This is a genomic window from Pseudomonas sp. RC10-4-2, from assembly GCF_050433085.1.
GTDB classification, from domain to species: Bacteria; Pseudomonadota; Gammaproteobacteria; order Pseudomonadales; family Pseudomonadaceae; genus Pseudomonas; species Pseudomonas aeruginosa.
Window position 1 is genome coordinate 424,752 of the sequence record NZ_JBNPXX010000002.1, and the last position, 17,639, is coordinate 442,390.

General features: G+C 63.9%; 13 protein-coding genes. 10 read left to right on the forward strand and 3 right to left on the reverse strand.

All coding sequences use genetic code 11. The features are described 5' to 3' along the window. The first annotated feature begins 84 nt into the window (after positions 1-84). The 6 genes from FHW81_RS09905 (at position 85) to wapR (ending at position 7,348) form a co-directional block, all read left to right on the forward strand. Complete coding sequence (locus FHW81_RS09905; protein WP_003095766.1) at positions 85-1,842, forward strand: carbamoyltransferase family protein; 1,758 nt, start codon at positions 85-87, stop codon at positions 1,840-1,842. Further along, positions 1,826-2,962 (forward strand): glycosyltransferase, encoded by a 1,137-nt coding sequence (locus FHW81_RS09910; RefSeq protein WP_003123596.1) that lies wholly within the window; start codon positions 1,826-1,828, stop codon positions 2,960-2,962. The genes FHW81_RS09905 and FHW81_RS09910 overlap by 17 nt, the downstream gene beginning before the upstream one ends. Beyond that, positions 2,956-3,852 (forward strand): antimicrobial resistance protein Mig-14, encoded by an 897-nt coding sequence (locus FHW81_RS09915; protein WP_003146348.1) that lies wholly within the window; start codon positions 2,956-2,958, stop codon positions 3,850-3,852. The genes FHW81_RS09910 and FHW81_RS09915 overlap by 7 nt, the downstream gene beginning before the upstream one ends. Positions 3,853-3,855: 3 nt before the next feature. After that, positions 3,856-5,274: a PIG-L deacetylase family protein gene (locus FHW81_RS09920; RefSeq protein WP_003121179.1), complete on the forward strand. Its 1,419-nt coding sequence runs from the start codon at positions 3,856-3,858 to the stop codon at positions 5,272-5,274. A gap of 72 nt (positions 5,275-5,346) precedes the next feature. Then, positions 5,347-6,303: a glycosyltransferase gene (locus tag FHW81_RS09925; protein WP_003114548.1), complete on the forward strand. Its 957-nt coding sequence runs from the start codon at positions 5,347-5,349 to the stop codon at positions 6,301-6,303. Between the two features lie 160 nt (positions 6,304-6,463). Further along, positions 6,464-7,348, forward strand: a complete 885-nt coding sequence (gene wapR / locus FHW81_RS09930) for an alpha-1,3-rhamnosyltransferase (protein WP_003095756.1) — start codon at positions 6,464-6,466, stop codon at positions 7,346-7,348. 18 nt (positions 7,349-7,366) lie between these two features. Here wapR and waaL read toward each other — a convergent pair whose 3' ends face one another. Continuing rightward, positions 7,367-8,572 (reverse strand): O-antigen ligase WaaL, encoded by a 1,206-nt coding sequence (gene waaL / locus FHW81_RS09935; RefSeq protein ID WP_003457495.1) that lies wholly within the window; start codon positions 8,570-8,572, stop codon positions 7,367-7,369. Between the two features lie 7 nt (positions 8,573-8,579). Next, a complete protein-coding gene (locus FHW81_RS09940; protein ID WP_003123591.1) occupies positions 8,580-9,230 on the reverse strand; it encodes a hypothetical protein in 651 nt (216 codons plus the stop codon). 107 nt (positions 9,231-9,337) lie between these two features. Here FHW81_RS09940 and msbA point away from each other — a divergent pair, with 107 nt between their 5' ends. Continuing rightward, the gene (msbA, locus tag FHW81_RS09945; RefSeq protein WP_023090920.1) at positions 9,338-11,149 is read left to right on the forward strand and encodes a lipid A export permease/ATP-binding protein MsbA; all 1,812 of its coding nucleotides are present in this window, start codon (positions 9,338-9,340) and stop codon (positions 11,147-11,149) included. Between the two features lie 40 nt (positions 11,150-11,189). Beyond that, a complete protein-coding gene (gene hldE, locus FHW81_RS09950) occupies positions 11,190-12,611 on the forward strand; it encodes a bifunctional D-glycero-beta-D-manno-heptose-7-phosphate kinase/D-glycero-beta-D-manno-heptose 1-phosphate adenylyltransferase HldE (RefSeq protein ID WP_003123589.1) in 1,422 nt (473 codons plus the stop codon). A gap of 54 nt (positions 12,612-12,665) precedes the next feature. On the opposite strand, the gene asnB is transcribed toward hldE, so the two are convergent. Then, the gene (gene asnB, locus FHW81_RS09955) at positions 12,666-14,612 is read right to left on the reverse strand and encodes an asparagine synthase (glutamine-hydrolyzing) (RefSeq protein ID WP_016253977.1); all 1,947 of its coding nucleotides are present in this window, start codon (positions 14,610-14,612) and stop codon (positions 12,666-12,668) included. A 469-nt stretch (positions 14,613-15,081) separates the two neighbouring features. Here asnB and FHW81_RS09960 point away from each other — a divergent pair, with 469 nt between their 5' ends. Further along, positions 15,082-16,371: an acyl-CoA dehydrogenase family protein gene (locus FHW81_RS09960; protein ID WP_073663768.1), complete on the forward strand. Its 1,290-nt coding sequence runs from the start codon at positions 15,082-15,084 to the stop codon at positions 16,369-16,371. A 48-nt stretch (positions 16,372-16,419) separates the two neighbouring features. After that, positions 16,420-17,628, forward strand: a complete 1,209-nt coding sequence (locus tag FHW81_RS09965) for an acyl-CoA dehydrogenase family protein (RefSeq protein ID WP_003095742.1) — start codon at positions 16,420-16,422, stop codon at positions 17,626-17,628. Positions 17,629-17,639 lie beyond the last annotated feature (11 nt).

The window sequence follows — 17,639 nt, forward strand, 5'->3', positions numbered from 1 at the left end:
GCCTGCGGCGGTCGACGAGTTAAACGAAAGCCGCGGTTGTCGGTCCCACTCCGCAACCGCGAGCTGCTTTGAAGAGGTTCTACCGTGGCATTGACCGTCCTAGGCCTGTCTGGCGCCGTAAGCCATGACCCGTCCGCCGCCCTGTACATCGACGGCAAGCTGGTCGCGGCCGTCGAGGAAGAGCGCTTCGTGCGCGACAAGCACGCGAAGAACCGCATGCCCTACGAATCGGCGAAGTTCTGCCTGGAGCAGGCAGGGATCGAGCCGGCCGATGTCGACGTGGTGGCGATTCCCTTCGCTCCCATCAGCATCATGGAAAAGGCCCGCTGGCACTACGCCAAGCGCTACGCCTACGCGCCGGATCGCGCGCTGGATGCGATCCTGCTCGGCAACCGCCGCTACAAGCGTTACTACAAGCGCATCGAGTGGTGCCTGCAGCAACTCGGCTTCGACCTGAAGAAAATCAAGATCCAGCCGGTCGAGCACCACCTTGCCCACGCCTCCAGCGCCTACCATTGCTCGGGGTTCAAGGAAAAGACCGCGATCCTCGGCATCGACGGCAAGGGTGAGTACGCCACCACTTTCTTCGGCTGGGGCGAGAACGGTCGGATCCACAAGATCAAGGAGTTCTACGATCCGGATTCGCTGGGCGGCCTGTACGGCGCGATCACCGAGTACCTCGGCTTCGACATGCTCGACGGCGAGTTCAAGGTCATGGGCATGGCGCCCTACGGTGACGCCAGCAAGTACGATTTCTCCCGTCTCGCCAAGTTCGAGAACGGCGAACTGGTGATCAACACCGACTATGCCAACGTCATCGGCTTCCGCCGCTACAAGGAGAAAGGCAAGGGCTACTACTTCTCGCCCAAGCTGATCGAGTGGCTGGGGCCCAAGCGCGAAGGCGACATCGCCGACGATCCCTACATCCATTACGCCGCGAGCATCCAGGCGTTGTTCGAGAAGCTCGCGCTGGAGATGATGGACTACTACCTCGGCGATATCATCCGCGAGACCGGCAAGGTCGCTTTCGCCGGCGGCTGCGCGCTGAACGTCAAGCTCAACCAGAAGATCATCTCGCGCCCCGAAGTGAAGGAGCTGTTCGTCCAGCCGGCGGCCAGCGACGCCGGCACCGCGGTCGGCGCGGCGGCCTACGTGTCGCACCAGCGCGGCGTGCCGGTGGAGAAGATGGAGCACGTCTACCTCGGCCCGGAGTATTCCAACGAGGACGTCATCGCCGCCTGCGCCCGTCACGAGGCCAGGCCGCAGTGGCAGAAGATCGACAACCGCAGCCGGCGTATCGGCAGGATCCTTGCCGACGGCAACCCGGTGGCCTGGTTCCAGGGACGCATGGAGTTCGGTCCGCGTGCCCTCGGTGGCCGCTCCATTCTCGGCTGCCCGAGCGTGCCGGGCGTGGCCGACCGGATCAATGCGCAGATCAAGTTCCGCGAGCGCTGGCGGCCCTTCTGCCCGTCGATGCTGGATACCGTCGGCCCGCAGATGTTCAAGATCGACCACCCGGCCCCGTTCATGACCTTCACCTTCGAAGTCAACGAAGAGTGGAAGGAGCGAGTGCCGGAAGTGGTGCACGAAGACGGCACCTCCCGCGCCCAGGTGCTGAAGCGCGAGTACAACCCGCGCTACTACGACCTGATGAAGGAACTGGAGAACCTCACCGGCAACGGCGTGGCCCTGAACACTTCGCTCAATCGCCGTGGCGAACCGATGATCTGCTCGCCGACCGACGCCCTGAACATGTTCTTCGGCTCCGATCTGCAGTACCTGATCATGGAGGACATCCTGGTCGTGAAGGAGGGCGTGGACTGGTATGACTCGGTCGGCTGAACCTCGCGTCCTGCAGTTCTGTCACGGCTACGACGGGCCTTTCCTCGACTGTGCCCGTCAGTACGCCAGCCTGTTCGCCGGAACCCCGTACAAGGTCACCACGGTGTTCCTCACCGGGCGTTCCGATCCTGAGGTGGCGGCGCGTTGCGCCTCCGACGAGGTACTGTTCCTCGAGTACGGCTCCAGGGACATCCGTGGCCTCAAGCTGAAGGCGATCCGCGACTTGCGCGAGATCGCCCGTTCGCGCGACTTCCGCTTCTGCATCGCGCACCGCTTCAAGCCGATCTGGATCGCCAGCCTGGCCACTCGTCTGCCGATCGTTGGCGTGCACCACGCCTTCGGCGATTACCAGCGGTTGTCGCGCAAGGTCTTCGCCGGCCTGATGAGCAAGCGCCTGAGCCTGCTGGCGGTGTCCGACGCGGTGCGCGACGATATCCGCCGTTGCCTGCCGAAGTGGCCGGCGGAGCGGATCGAGACGCTCTACAACCGCATCGACGTCGCTGCGCTGCAGGCCGAGCAGGTCGAGCGCCTGAGTGCGCGCCGGCAACTGCGCCTGCCCGACGAGGCCTGGGTGGTCGGCAACGTCGGCCGCCTGCATCCGGACAAGGACCAGGCTACCCTGCTGCGCGGCTTTGCCGCCGCGCTGCCGCGCCTGCCGCAGAACAGCCTGCTGGCGATCCTCGGCAGCGGCCGCCTGGAAGAGCAGCTCAAGGACCTGGCCTGCGAACTGGGTATCGGCGAGCGCGTGCTGTTCCTCGGCCAGGTCGAAGAGGCACGGCGCTACTTCAAGGCGTTCGACGCCTTCGCCCTGAGTTCCGACCACGAGCCGTTCGGCATGGTCCTGCTGGAGGCCATGGTCGCCGGTGTACCTCTGATCGCCACCGCCTGTGGCGGCGCCCGCGAAGTGGTGGAAGGGGTCGGCATCCTCTTCCCGCTGGGCGACGAGGCGGCCCTGGCCGAGGGCCTGACCCACCTGGCGGCGCTTGACCGCCGCCAGCGCGAGGCCTGTGCGCGGCTCATGCTCGAGCGCCTGGAGACACGCTTCTCCGACGCTGCGGTGCGCCGCGAATTCTGGCGCCTGCCGACGATTGCCGGCTTCGCTTCGGAGTCTGCATGCTGAACAGGTTGCGCGCCTTCCGCGAACGCGGTTGGCGCGAAGTGGACGCGCCGACCTACGCCCAGGCCTGGCAGCGTTTCGGCGGCAGCGTCGCGACCCACCCGCTGGTGGTCGAGCAACTCGCCGAAATGGCTGGAATCCCGGTGCGTTACCTGGGTTGGGAGAGCGCTGGCGAACTGGTTGCGGCGATCCCGACCTGGGGCCGCCACCTGGCGTTGTCCAAGGACGTGCTCAAGCGGCGCGGCAAGAAGGGCCTGTACGACCTGGGCAACGCCGAACTGATCCTGCCGGTGGCCGACGATGCCCGCATCGCCCTCCGCCATGCGGGACGCTACCTGTCGGCGCTGCATGAGCGGAACATCGTCACGCTGCGCCCTCAGACCGAGCAACTGGCTTTCGCTCGTGCTCCCGAGGATTTCTCCAAGAAGTTCCGCTATAACCAGCGGCGCGAAGTGCGCCTGGTGGAGGAGGCTGGTGGCCAGGTGCGCCAGGCAGACAGCTTCGCCCCGGCCGAGTTCGCTGCCATCTATCTTGAACTGTTCCAGCGTCGCTGGGGTTTCCCGGCCACCGGCGCGGAGCGCATGGCCGAGGTCTTCGAACGGCTGCGCGAATTGCTGCGCGGCTCGGTCCTGCTGCTCAACGACCAGCCCATCGCGGTCCAGGTACTGTATCGCGCCGAAGCGCCGGGCTGGCTCAGCGTCGAGTACATCAACGGCGGCGTCGATCCGCAGACCCGCGAGTTCAGCCCTGGCAGCGTGCTCAGTTACCTGAACACCCAGGCCGCCTGGGAGGATGCGCGAGCGCTGGGCAAACCCCTGCGCTATTCGTTCGGTCGCGCCGACCGCGAATACAAGGATCGCTGGTGCCATCCTTCTCCGGTCTTCCAGGTCTGAAGCATGAGCGCACGCAAGCAGCAGTTGCTCAAGCGTCATCGACGCAACAAGCGGATCGGCCTACTGGTTGCGCTGCTGGCATTGCTGGCCGTCGGTCTGCTGGTCAGCCCCTGGTTGTTGCCGATCCTCCTCGTGGCCCTGTGGGTCGCCCACGAAGCCTGGTTCGCTGATCACCTGTTCTATTCGCCGGGCGAGGACTACCGCTACCGTTTCGCGGAAGGGGTCGAGTCGCTGCCGGTACGCCTGGCGGATGGCCGTCTGCGAGTCGACGGTGAGCTGCGCGAAGGCGATACGCTGGTGCTTGGCATCGGCGTGCGCGCTGGCTGGCTGGGGCGCTTCCTCGAACCCTCGGTGCTGCTGGAAGGTGGCGCGGAGGCCGATGCCCAGGCTTTCGAACGTGGGGTGAACGGCTTGCGCTACCTGAACCTGACGGGACTGGCCGGGCCGCTGGGCGAGGGCCGGATTCGCCTGCGCGGCCGGCATTGCCGGCTGGTCGGCGAACCGACCCTGTGGCGTGCGCGCCATCCCGACTACCGTGATCGGCGGGTGATGGTCATCGCTCCGCATGCCGACGACGCCGAGCTGGCCGCCTTCGGCCTCTACAGCCAGGCTCGCGAGGCCTGGATCGTGACCCTGACCGCCGGCGAGATCGAAACCGAGCATTACCGCCGCATGGGCCTCGACGGAATAGCTGCGGCGCGCCTGAAGGGCCGCCTGCGCGCCTGGGATAGCCAGGCCGTGCCGACGTGGGGTGGGGTGCCGGCCGAGCGCTGCGTGCAACTGGGTTATTTCTGCCTGCAATTGCCTGCCATGCAGGCGAACCCGGGCGAGGTGGTGCCGTCCCGTGAGGCCGATCTCGCCGATATCCGTCCGTTCCGCCAGTTCAACCGCCTGCGCCTGGCCAGCGATGCCGACGGCCTGTCGACCTGGAACAATCTGCTGTCCGATCTCCGCGAGCTGATCCTGCTGGCACGTCCCGAGGTCATCGTCCTGCCTCATCCGCATTTCGATCCGCACCCGGACCATGTCCGCGCCCAGGAGGCTGTGCGCGAGGCGCTCCAGGGCCTGGACTGGCAGCCGCAGGCATTGTTGCACTATGCCAATCACCTGCACGACAACGATCGCTGGCCGATGGGCGATGCGCACATGGGGGTCAGCCTGCCACCGCTGACCGAAGAATGCTCGCCGCTGCTGCCATGGACGCTGGCGCTGGAGCGCACGCGCCAGGTGGACAAGGCCATGGCCTTGGGCATGATGCACGACCTGCAACCCAGGCCGCCGTTCAAGCGCCGTCTGCGCCGCCGTCTGCAGGGCTGGCTCGCCGGGCGTCGCTGGCCGGCATACGGCGAGGACGAGTTCATGCGCAAGGCGGTGCGTCGGCACGAGTTGTTCTGGGTGGAGTCGCTGGATGGGGAGGCGTGATGCTTGGGTCGAGCGTTCGGCAAGGTTCGAGCCGCCATGCTGCTTCGGAGAAGCCGCGAGGATGAAGGTCTGATGAAAGTTCTGTTTCTGGTCCAGAAAGAGCAGCGCGCGATCCTGGATCGCCTGTACGACGGCATCGCCGCCCATTGCGAGTGCGATACCCGCTGGCTGAGCAGCGAGGAGCAGGCCGACCTGCGCGGCTACTTCCGCAAGCACGTGGATGTCTCGCGCTACGACCGCATCCTGTTCTTCCTCCGTTTCAAGAAGGAAATGCGCCAGGTCCGCTTCATCCGCAGCGTGCCCAACCTGGTGATCCTCGAGCACGATGCCTACCAGAACTACATTCCCTGCAAGTACACCGGCAAGTTCAGCGCCCATTACCGGCGCCTGCCCTGGGCACGGGTGATCAGTTCGGGCCATACGGTCAGCGAACGCCTGCGCCAGGAGGGATTCGACGCGGTATTCGTGCCCAAGGGCTACGACCAGACCCTGTTGCATGACCTGGGCCTGGCGCGCGATATCGAGCTGGGCTTCGTCGGCAGTACCGGCAGCGTGGCCTACAGTGGACGCAAGGCGTTGCTCGACGAGTTGGGCGGAGTGGAGAACCTGCTGGTGACCAAGACCAAGTCCGGCGAGGAGTACCTGCGCACGCTCAACCGCATCCGTTTCTTCGTCAGCGCGGATGTCGGCATGGGCGAATACATGATCAAGAATTTCGAGGCGATGGCCTGCGGTTGCGTGCTGCTGGCCTACGACCAGGGCGAGCGGGAAAACGAGGCCTTGGGTTTCCGGGACATGGAGAATATCGTGCTGTATCGCTCGGTGGCGGACATCCAGGAAAAGCTCGCGATCCTGCGCCTCGATACGGCTCTCGCCGAGCGGATCGCGCGAAGCGGCCAGGCGCTGGCCATCGAACGATTCAGCTTCGCCGCTGTCGGTCAGAGTATCGTCGAGGCCATGCGGCCCGCGTTGCGCGAGCCGGAGCGTCCCGGATGGCTGGAGAAGACCTGGCGACGTATTTTTACCTGAGAGTAGCAGCCGAAAAGAGCTGGGGCTTCAGGCGTGTTTGCTATTGTTCAGCTTGTTTTTCCGGGCTGGGGGGAGGTGTAGGACCGATGAAGATCGCAGGATCGCTCATGCATGTCTGGCGCTTTGAATGGGGACGTGAAGGACAGGTAAGGTTGTAGTTATGGCGCTCGTCGATGATGGTTCGCAGCCATTGGTTTCCGTGATCATCGCTTCCTATAACCACGAAAAGTACATAGAAGCGAGCATCGCCAGCGTGGCTGCGCAGACATACCGCAACGTGGAACTGCTGGTGGTGGACGATGGTTCCAGCGATGGCAGCGTCGAGCTTTTGCGCGGGCTCCAGGCGAAGTACGGCTTCGACCTCAGGGTCCAGCAGAACCAGGGACTGTCGAAAACGCTCAACGAGGCGATCGCCAGGGCCCGGGGAAATCTCATCGTGCCTTTCGGTTCGGACGACATCATGTTGCCGCAACGCCTGGAGAAACAGGTGGCACACATGTGGGACAAGCCCGAGGTAGGTATCTGCGCGGGCAATATCGAGATCATCGACTCCAATGGCCGGGTCATGCCGGGAAAGGAGCAGCGCAAACGCGACCTGCCTTTCCGCCGTCTCGACTTCGATGACCTGTTCCTGGACCGCAAGCCGGGCCCGATGGCGCCCACCCTGATGTTCCGGCGGGAAGCCCTGGAGAAGGTCGGCGGTTTCGATCCGGACATACGCCTGGAAGATGTCTATATCGAACTGGCGGTGACCAAGGCTGGCTACGTCATCGACATTCTTGGCGAGGTCCTCGCCCAGTACCGCAAGCATCCCACCAATACGTACAAGAACGCCCGTTTCATGGTGGACAACGTATTCAAGACGTACAGCCAGTTCAGCGATCACCCCGATTACGAGCAGGTGATCATGCGCTTCCGCAATTCGATGTTCCTCAAGTGCTCGAACCGGGACAAGGTACTGGCCCGGGAGCTGCTCTCCGGCTTGCCGCTGAAGTACTGGAACGAGAAGACCTTCCGCGGCATTGCGCGGCTGTTTTTCTCCTGATCGCTGATATCGCCGCACTCAAGGCGCGGCGATATCCTCACCGCGCCTGCTGGCGGCGAACCTTTGCTGGATCCACAGCGCATACAGCAGCGCCATGGGAATCCAGATCAGGAACCAGTGTTCCTTGGGACGGGGCAGGAAGGCGTTGCCCTCCGTGAGTCCGGCTGCCAGGCCGAACACCAGCCAGGTCGAGGCTAGCAGAACGGCTGGAGACTTCCGGTTTTTCCAGGAGAAGCCGAAGGCCAGTGCGTAGATCGCCACCCACAGCAGGAGCCCGATGATCCCTCCAGCGAAAAGCACACCCAGTTCGATGTTGTGCGGGTCGGCGAGCAGCATGCCGTTGCTCAGGACGATTCGCATCGGATGATCGTAGCCGTGTCCGAGCCATGGATGCTCGCTGATCTGGCGTAGGGCGTCGGCCCAGATTTCCGGGCGGAACGATGCCCCTCTCTGGGTGATCACTTCCGGGTACAGGATGTAGCCCAGTAGCGCTCCAGCCAGGGCGAGTGCCAGGGCGATGAGGGCTTTTTTCCTGTCTCCGGCCAGGACCAGCCACATAAGGGCCGCTGTGAGCCCTACCAGGGGAGTACGTGAACCGGTCGCGATGAGAAGGCCACCGAGCAGCGCCAGAGATATCAGTGGCAAGGGGGCCAGGATGGGGCGGGATTGCATCCAATAGGCCAGCCAGAGTGCCGTGAAGGCGCCATAGACATGGGCGCTCAGTAATGGGTTATAGAGAGCGCCATAACCGGTAAGGCGCAGCGGGTTGGCGTCCCAGTAGTATTGCAGCAAGGTGGCTGCCGCGGAGATCACCGCGCCAAGGGCAGCCAGCCAGGTCGCGGTCTTGAGGCGGAGGGGAGCTTCGAGCGCCAGGATGGCGGCGCAGAAGAACAGGAGGGCGATGTACAGGGGGCGCTTGAGCAGCGAGCCGGTGGAGTTCTCGGGGGCCGACCAGGACAGGCTCAGCATCATGTAGCTGCTGAAGGCGAGGAAGGCGATGAACAGCGGCGAGCCCGTTAGCGGGCGAAGCAGACGCGGTTGCAGTATCACGTACAGCAGCGTCGGGGCTGCAAGCAGGATGTAGAAGAGGCGATGGTAGTCGGAGCGGTCGCCGACCCAGAACATTCCGGTGAGCAGGGCCAGCCAGCCCAGCGGCAGGATCCAGTGGCTGAGGATGCGGCTGGTATCGTGGCGAAGACGGGTCAGTCGGGTAGCTGCGAACATTCCTTGCTCAATCCAGTTGCAGTTGCTTGAGGAGCTGCTCGAGTGTCCAGTGGACCTGGCTGCTGCGGAGATAGGACTTGAGCACCAGGTGCTCGCTGTCGTCGAGGAACCAGGTTCGATCCTGTTCGTAGCGCAGCAGGTGCTTGAAATTGCGAATGCGCTGGGCGGCGCTGAGCGCCGAGCGCTGGACCCGCAGGTCGGCGATGTCGATCAGGCCCATCCGGCCTTCCGGCGTGCGCACCACGTTGCCCAGGTGCAGCGAGCGGAAGTACACCCCCTTGGCGTGCAGCGCTGCGATCAGCTCGCCCAGTTGCGTCCGGACTGCGTCGCCGCACTCCGGGTCGTTGCGGTCGAGTTGGCGGAGGGTCTGCCCCGGTAGCGGCTCGTAGTGCACCGCGTCGCGCTGGATATGTGGGATCCGCAGTACGTCCAGCACCTTCGGGCAGACGATGCCGCGCCGCGCCAGTTCGCTGGCATTGCGGGCGAAGCGCTCCGCATAGGGGAACAGGGCTGCGGAGGAAATCAGGCGCTTGCGGCGAAACAGCTTGAGGAAGGACCCGTCGCGCAGACGCAGTACCTTGTCCCCATGACCATCGGCTTCCAGCACTTCTGCGTTGTCACGCAACTGCAAGTAGGAGGGGTAGTCTATGACTCGCATGCGAGCTCCTGAACGAACGGCCCGCCATCTTACCCCAACACGCCTTCCAGGCAGAGTGATGGAGGTCCTGTGCTACACTCCGGGACCTTTTCAGCATGTAAGAAACCATGAGCGATAGTCCTCAGAATCCCGGACCTTCCAGTCTCAAGATCTATTTCCGCCTGTTGGGTTACGTGAAGCCCTACATCGGAATGTTCCTACTCAGCATCGTCGGTTTCCTGATCTTCGCCTCGACCCAGCCGATGCTGGCGGGCATCCTCAAGTATTTCGTCGACGGCCTCTCCAATCCTGACGCGGCATTGTTTCCGAATGTGCAGTGGCCCTGGTTGCGCGACCTGCACCTGGTCTACGCGGTGCCGTTGCTGATCATCCTGATCGCTGCCTGGCAGGGGCTGGGCTCGTTCCTCGGCAACTTCTTCCTCGCCAAGGTTTCCCTGGGGCTGGTGCATGACCTGCGGGTCGCCCTGTTCAACAAGCTGCTGGTGCTGCCGAACCGCTATTTCGACACGCACAGCTCCGGCCACCTGATCTCGCGCATCACCTTCAACGTGACCATGGTCACCGGAGCGGCCACGGATGCCATCAAGGTGGTGATCCGTGAGGGCCTGACCGTGGTCTTCCTGTTCCTCTACCTGCTGTGGATGAACTGGAAGCTGACCCTGGTGATGCTGGCGATCCTGCCGGTCATCGCGGTGATGGTGACTACCGCCAGCCGCAAGTTCCGCAAGCAGAGCAAGAAGATCCAGGTGGCCATGGGCGACGTCACCCACGTCGCCTCGGAAACCATCCAGGGCTACCGGGTGGTGCGCAGCTTCGGCGGCGAAGCCTATGAAGAGAAGCGCTTCCTCGACGCCAGCCAGAGCAATACCGACAAGCAGTTGCGGATGACCAAGACCGGCGCGGTCTACACGCCGATGCTGCAATTGGTGATCTACGTCGCCATGGCGATACTGATGTTCCTCGTGCTGTGGCTGCGCGGGGACGCCTCGGCCGGCGACCTGGTGGCCTATATCACCGCGGCGGGCCTGTTGCCCAAGCCGATCCGCCAGCTTTCCGAGGTCAGTTCCACGGTCCAGCGCGGCGTCGCCGGCGCCGAGAGCATCTTCGAGCAGCTCGACGAAGCGGCGGAGGAAGATCATGGCACCGTCGAGAAGGAGCGGGTCAGCGGGCGCCTGGAAGTGCGCAACCTGAGCTTCCGTTATCCCGGAACCGACAAGCAGGTGCTGGATGACATCAGTTTCATCGCCGAGCCCGGGCAGATGATCGCCCTGGTCGGCCGTTCCGGTAGCGGCAAATCGACCCTGGCCAACCTGGTTCCGCGCTTTTACCAGCACAATGACGGCAAGATCCTCCTTGATGGCGTTGAAGTCGAGGATTATCGCCTGCGCAACCTGCGCCGCCACATCGCCCTGGTGACCCAGCAGGTCACGCTGTTCAACGACAGCGTGGCCAACAACATCGCCTACGGCGACCTGGCTGGCGCGCCGCGCGAGGAAATCGAGCGGGCGGCGAAGGCTGCCAACGCCAAGGAGTTCATCGACAACCTGCCGCAAGGCTTCGACACCGAGGTCGGCGAGAATGGCGTGCTGCTTTCCGGCGGCCAGCGCCAGCGTCTGGCGATCGCCCGGGCGCTGCTCAAGGACGCGCCCCTGCTGATCCTCGACGAGGCGACCTCGGCGCTGGACACCGAGTCGGAGCGGCATATCCAGGCGGCGCTGGACGAAGTGATGAAGGGGCGCACCACCCTGGTGATCGCCCACCGCCTGTCGACCATCGAGAAGGCCGACCTGATCCTGGTGATGGACCAGGGGCAGATCGTCGAGCGCGGCAGCCACGCCGAGCTGCTGGCGCAGAACGGCCATTATGCGCGGCTGCACGCGATGGGACTGGATGAGCAGGCGCCGGCGCCTGTCGGCTGATAAACTGGGCGTCTGCCCCGAGAGGTTGTTTGGAGTTCCCATGAAGTTGTCCATGCCCCGTTTCGACCAGGCCCCGGTGTTGGTGGTCGGTGATGTGATGCTCGACCGCTACTGGCATGGCGCGACTTCGCGCATTTCGCCGGAGGCCCCGGTGCCGGTGGTCCGCGTCGAACAGCACGAGGACCGCCCCGGCGGCGCCGCCAACGTCGCGCTGAACATCGCCGCGCTGGGCGCGCAGGCCTTGCTGGTCGGCGTCACCGGCCGCGACGAGGCCGCCGACAGCCTGGCCAACAGCCTCAAGGCCGCTGGAGTGGACGCGCGCTTCCAGCGCATCGATAGCCAGCCGACCATCGTCAAGCTGCGGGTCATGAGTCGCCACCAGCAACTGCTGCGGGTCGACTTCGAGGAACCGTTCCGCACCGACGCGGCGGCCCTGGCCGTGGACGTCGAGTCGCTGCTGGCCAAGGTCAAGGTGCTGGTGCTGTCCGACTACGGCAAGGGCGCGCTACAGAACCACCAGGTGCTGATCCAGGCGGCGCGGGCGCGCAACATTCCGGTACTGGCCGATCCCAAGGGCAAGGACTTCGCCATCTATCGCGGCGCCAGCCTGATCACCCCGAACCTGTCCGAATTCGAGACCATCGTCGGCCGTTGCGCCGACGAAGCCGAACTGGTCGCCAAGGGCCAGGCGCTGATGAGCGAACTCGACCTCGGTGCCTTGCTGGTGACCCGCGGCGAGCATGGCATGACCCTGCTCCGCCATGGCCAGCCGGCCCTGCACCTGCCGGCGCGGGCGCGGGAAGTGTTCGACGTCACCGGTGCCGGCGATACGGTCATCTCCACCCTGGCCGCGGCGCTTGCCGCCGGCGAGGAGCTGCCGTCCGCGGTGGGCCTGGCCAACCTGGCCGCCGGCATCGTGGTCGGCAAGCTGGGTACCGCGGCGATCAGCGCGCCCGAACTGCGTCGCGCGGTGCAGCGCGAGCAGGGTTCCGAGCGTGGCGTGCTGGGCCTGGAGCAATTGCTGCTGGCAATCGAAGACGCCCGCGCCCACGGCGAGAAGATCGTCTTCACCAATGGCTGCTTCGACATCCTTCACGCCGGCCACGTGACCTACCTCGAACAGGCGCGCGCCCAGGGCGACCGCCTGATCGTCGGGGTCAACGACGACGCCTCGGTCACTCGCCTGAAGGGCGTTGGCCGGCCGATCAACTCGGTGGACCGGCGCATGGCGGTACTCGCCGGGCTCGGCGCGGTGGACTGGGTGGTGAGCTTCGCCGAAGACACTCCCGAGCGCCTGCTCGAGCAGGTGCGTCCGGACGTGCTGGTCAAGGGCGGCGATTACGGCGTCGAGCAGGTGGTCGGCGCGCAGATCGTCAAGGCCTACGGCGGCGAGGTACGGGTGCTCGGCCTGGTGGAGAACAGCTCCACCACCGCCATCGTCGAGAAGATCCGCCAGCGCTGATTCCCGTTAGCAGGTTCTTCCCGCTTCACGCCGACCCCTGGCCCTGTGGCTGGATTATTGATGTTCCAGCCAAGCCTGGAACATCAATACATTCCAGAGCGGGCCTTGCCAGTTTCTTTTTCCGCTGAGATGCTCCTGCCAGGCTCGCCGAATCGGCTCCGGGCGCAGGTAGCCCTCGCGTCTCAAGCGTTCCTCAGCCAGGAGGCTTTCGGCCCACTCCCGCAACGGTCCCCGCAGCCAGGTGTCCAGAGGGATGGCGAATCCCATCTTGGGACGCTCGATCAGTTCCCGGGGAACGTGCTGGTAAAGAACCTGGCGCAGCAACCACTTGCCGTCGTTATTTCTGATCTTCAGGTTCAGTGGCATTTTCCAGGCGAGTTCGACCACGCGATGATCGAGGAGCGGGACGCGGGTTTCCAGGCTAGTGGCCATTGCGGCGCGGTCGACCTTCGCCAGTATGTCATCGGCCAGGTAGGTCCGGGTATCCATGGCCATCATCCATTGTTCGAAGCTTTCCATCTCGGGGAGGCTGTCAAGATTCCAAAAGACGGAAGCCGATTCCTCGCTGCCGATGACGAGGTTCGTAGGCTTCTTCCAGTGGCTGACCAGATCCTTGTAGAAGTCCTCTTCACTGGAAAACGCCATGAGACCGGCGAGCTTCTGAAGCTTGTCTCCTGGTGTGCGCAAACGGTACTTCGAGGGTAGCAAGGGGCTTGCGAGAGAGAACAGGCTGTCCCACATCGCCGGTGGCAGAGCGCTCAGCAGTTTTGCGAGCGTCATCCTGGCAACCAGTGGAAGCTGTTGCAACCTGTTCCATGCCTGGCATGCCGTGAGATAGCGATTGTAGCCGGCAAACAGTTCATCGCCACCATCGCCGGTGAGAGCGACCGTTACGGATTGCTTGGCCAGGCGACTGATCAGGTAGGTCGGTATCTGTGAGCTATCGGCGAAGGGCTCGCAGTAGATGCCGGGAAGACACGGCACCACCGCGAGTGCGTCTTCGGCCCTGACGTAAAGCTCGGTGTGCTGGGTGCCGAGATGCTGGGCGACAGCCTTGGCGTGTTCCGCTTCGTTGTAGCCGGGCTCGTCGAAGCCAATGGTGAACGTCTGTACGGGCCGGGAATGCCGAGCCTGCATAAGGGCCACGATTGTGCTGCTGTCGACGCCACCGCTAAGGAAGGCGCCAAGAGGTACGTCACTGAGCATTTGCGAAGTAACGCTGGCGGACAGTTGCCGGTGCAGGGCATCCACGGCCTCTGAGTCACTTCCCTGGAATGGCTGATGGATCCCTTGTGCGATGACCTTGCTCAGAGACCAGTAGGGGAGCGGATCCATGAGTTCACCTGGCGTAGCATTAGCCAGGTTCAATTGAATGTAATGCCCGGGCGGAAGTTTTTTTATACCTTTGTAGATGCTGTTGGGAGTGGGGCAATATCCAAAACGTAGAAATGCTGCAAGGCTGTCTCTGTCGATCTCTTTTTGGAACTCTGGGTGTACGGTCAGGGACTTTAACTCGGAGGAAAACAGGAAGCAGTTTCCCTGCCACCCATAATATAAAGGTTTTTCTCCTAGCCGGTCACGAATGAGGAAGATTTTACTCGTTTCTTTATCGAAAAGTGCGAGGGAAAACATGCCAGTGATATTGGATAGGGTTTTCTCCATACCCCAGACGGAGAAGCAGGCAAGCAGCGTCTCGGTGTCGGAATGCCCCCTCCAGGGATGTGGTCCGAGCAGGGCACGGAGTGCCAGATGATTGTAGATCTCCCCATTGAAGACTATGACGTACCGTCCGCATGCAGACGGCATGGGCTGATGTCCGGCCGTCGACAGGTCCTGTATGGCCAGGCGGCGGTGGCCGAGCGCCAGGCCGATGGAATGATCCAACCAATATCCTTTGTCATCGGGGCCACGATGAATGATCTTGTCCGTCATCTGGCCAATGATCTGTACCATTTGGGTCTTTTCAGTGTGTCTTTGGATAAATCCACTGATACCGCACATTTTCTTTACTCGTCGACGGGAATGGCTTGGGGATGACGCGGGAGGGGGATGGCAAGAAGTGGGATTGTATTTAAAGGTTTTACTTAGGGAAGAGGATAAGCCTGCAGTAATTTCATGCTTTTAAAGAAAATTCCTACCGATTGGTTTTGGTTTCGGCGGGTGGGATACCTCAGGTGACCGATATTCGTGATTATCCTTGCCCAATCTGAGAATTAAATGCCGTGGTCGTCGGGCAAGTCATCTTCAAAGCTTTAAAGAGTGTTAAGAAGTGTAAAGTCAGCGCGCGCCTTTCTGCTTTCCCTGAGTTTCCACGGCTAGAATCCGCTGTTCTGAGGGATGGCTTCCGGCAGAATGCCGACCTATCCGGGCAGGTGACTGGCTGGTCTGACAAGTTTTCCCGGCGAGACGGTCATAGGCGCTGCCCATGCGGCGGCGCATGATCCGGGCATCCCATCCTGCGTGGAGCAAGATGCCCATGAGCACCGATGTACAGGGCCGTGCCCTGGCTGTACTGAACCGTGTCGCCCAGGCCGACTGGCCGGATCGCTTCAATCTTCGCAAACCCTTCGAGAAACTGCTCTACAGCGGCAGCCGTACCGGCTTCCGCCTGGCCAGCGAGCGTTCGGCGAAGCAGGCGAAGGGACCGCGCAAGGCCGATCCGGACGGGTTGTTCGACCTGTCGTTCTCCGACGACCAGCAGATGCTGGTGGACATGCTCGAAGGCTTCGCCCTGGAGGTGTTGCGTCCGCTGGCTCATGACGCGGATGCCGAGGCCAGCCTGCCGGCGGAACTGCTCAACCAGGCGCTGGAGCTGGGCCTGACCCACTATGGGGTCGGCGAGGTGCACGGCGGCATGGCCGGTGAGCGCACCACGGTGACCACTGCCCTTATCGCCGAGGCCCTGGCCAAGGGCGACCTGACGCTGGCGGCGGCCCTGCTGGTGCCGTTGTCGGCGGCCAACTGCATCCGCCGCTGGGGCAGCCCCTCGCAGCAGGCGCAGTGGCTGCCGGCGTTCGTCAGCGAAGAGGGGGCGCCGCTCACCGCCATCGCGGTCAACGAGCCGAGTCTGCTGTTCGACCCGCAGAAACTGGCGACCCGCGCCCGGCGCAAGGGCAGTCACTACCTGCTTTCCGGAGAGAAATGCCTGGTCCTGCGCGGCCTGGAGGCCAGCCGCCTGATCGTCGCGGCGAAGACCGACGAGGGGCCTGCGCTGTTCCTGGTGGAAGCCTCCGCCAAGGGCGTCGAGCGACGTGCCGAGCCGGCGATGGGACTGAAGGCCGGCGGCACCGCCCGGTTGCGCCTGAAGAGCGTCAAGGTGCCGGCGGACAACCGCCTGGCCGCCAAGCATTTCGACTACCGGGCCTTCCTCGATCACGCGTCCCTGGCCTGGTGTGCCCTGGCGCTGGGCACCGGACAGGCGGCGCTGGACTACGTGATCGCCTACTGCAACGAGCGTGAGGCCTTCGGCGAGCCGATCAGCCATCGCCAGGGGGTCGCCTTCATGGTCGCCGACATCGCCATCGAACTGGACGCCATGCGCCTGATGGTCTGGCGCGCCTGCGCCCTGGCCGAGCGCGGCCAGCCGTTCCAGCGCGAGGCTTACCTGGCGCGGCTGCTGTGCGCCGAGAAGGCGATGAAGATCGGCACCGACGCGGTGCAGCTGCTCGGTGGCCACGGCTTCACCAAGGAGCATCCAGCCGAGCGCTGGTACCGCGACCTGCGCGCGGTAGCGCTGATGGCCGGCGGCCTGCACCTGTGAACCCGAGCGAGTGCGCGGTCCGCCGCGACGAGTGAACGAGGAATCGACATGTACCTGGAAACCCCGAAGAAATTCCGCAGCCTGGCCAACCAGGCGCATCAGGTCGCGGAAAACTATTTCCGGCCGATCTCGCGCAAGTACGACAAGGCCGAACACGCCTATCCGAAGGAGCTGGACCTGCTCGCGGCCTTGCTGGACGGCATGAACAGCGGCTCGCCCGAGGCTGTCGGTGCGACCTCGGCGAGCAAGCGCGCCGGCAAGCAGGTAGAGGAGGGCATCAAGAACGGCGGCAACCTGTCGGCGTTGCTCGGCGTGATGGAACTGTGCTGGGGCGACGTCGGCCTGCTCCTGGCCATGCCGCGCCAGGGGCTGGGCAATGCGGCGATCGCCGCGGTGGCCAACGAGGAGCAGTTGCAGCGCTTCGGCGGCACCTGGGCGGCAATGGCGATCACCGAGCCGGGCTGCGGCTCGGACTCGGCGGCGATCCGCACCACCGCGACCCAGGATGGCGACCACTATGTACTGAACGGCGAGAAGATTTTCGTCACTTCCGGCGAGCGGGCCGATGCCGTGGTGGTCTGGGCCACCCTGAACCGCAACCTGGGGCGGGCGGCGATCAAGTCCTTCGTGGTCGAGAAGGGCACGCCGGGGATGACCGTGACGCGCCTGGAGAAGAAGCTCGGGATCAAGGCTTCGGATACCGCTTCGATCAGTTTCAATGATTGCCGGGTGCCGGCCGCGAACCTGCTGGGCAACGCCGAGGTCGACGTGCAGAAGGGTTTCGCCGGGGTCATGGAGACCTTCGACAATACCCGCCCGCTGGTGGCCGGCATGGCTGTCGGGGTGGCCAAGGCGGCGCTGGACCGGACCCGCGAATTGCTGAAGAAGGCTGGCTGCAAGTTCGACTACAGGAAGCCGCTGCTGACCGTCAGCCACGCCGAGGCCACTCTCTATCGCCTGGAGGCGGAGTGGGAGGCAGCGCGCCTGTTGACCCTGAAGGCGGCATGGATGGCCGACAACAAGCTGCCCAACTCGAAGGAAGCGTCCATCGCCAAGGCCAAGGCTGGACGGGTGGCCAACGAGATCACCCTGAAGTGCGTGGAGCTGGCCGGCGCCCTCGGCTACGCCGAGGATGAGCTGTTGGAGAAGTGGGCGCGGGACTCGAAGATCCTCGACATCTTCGAGGGCACCCAGCAGATCCAGCTGCTCATCGTCGCCCGCCGCCTGCTCGGCAAGTCTTCCAGCCAGTTGAAGTAGAAAGGGCGGCA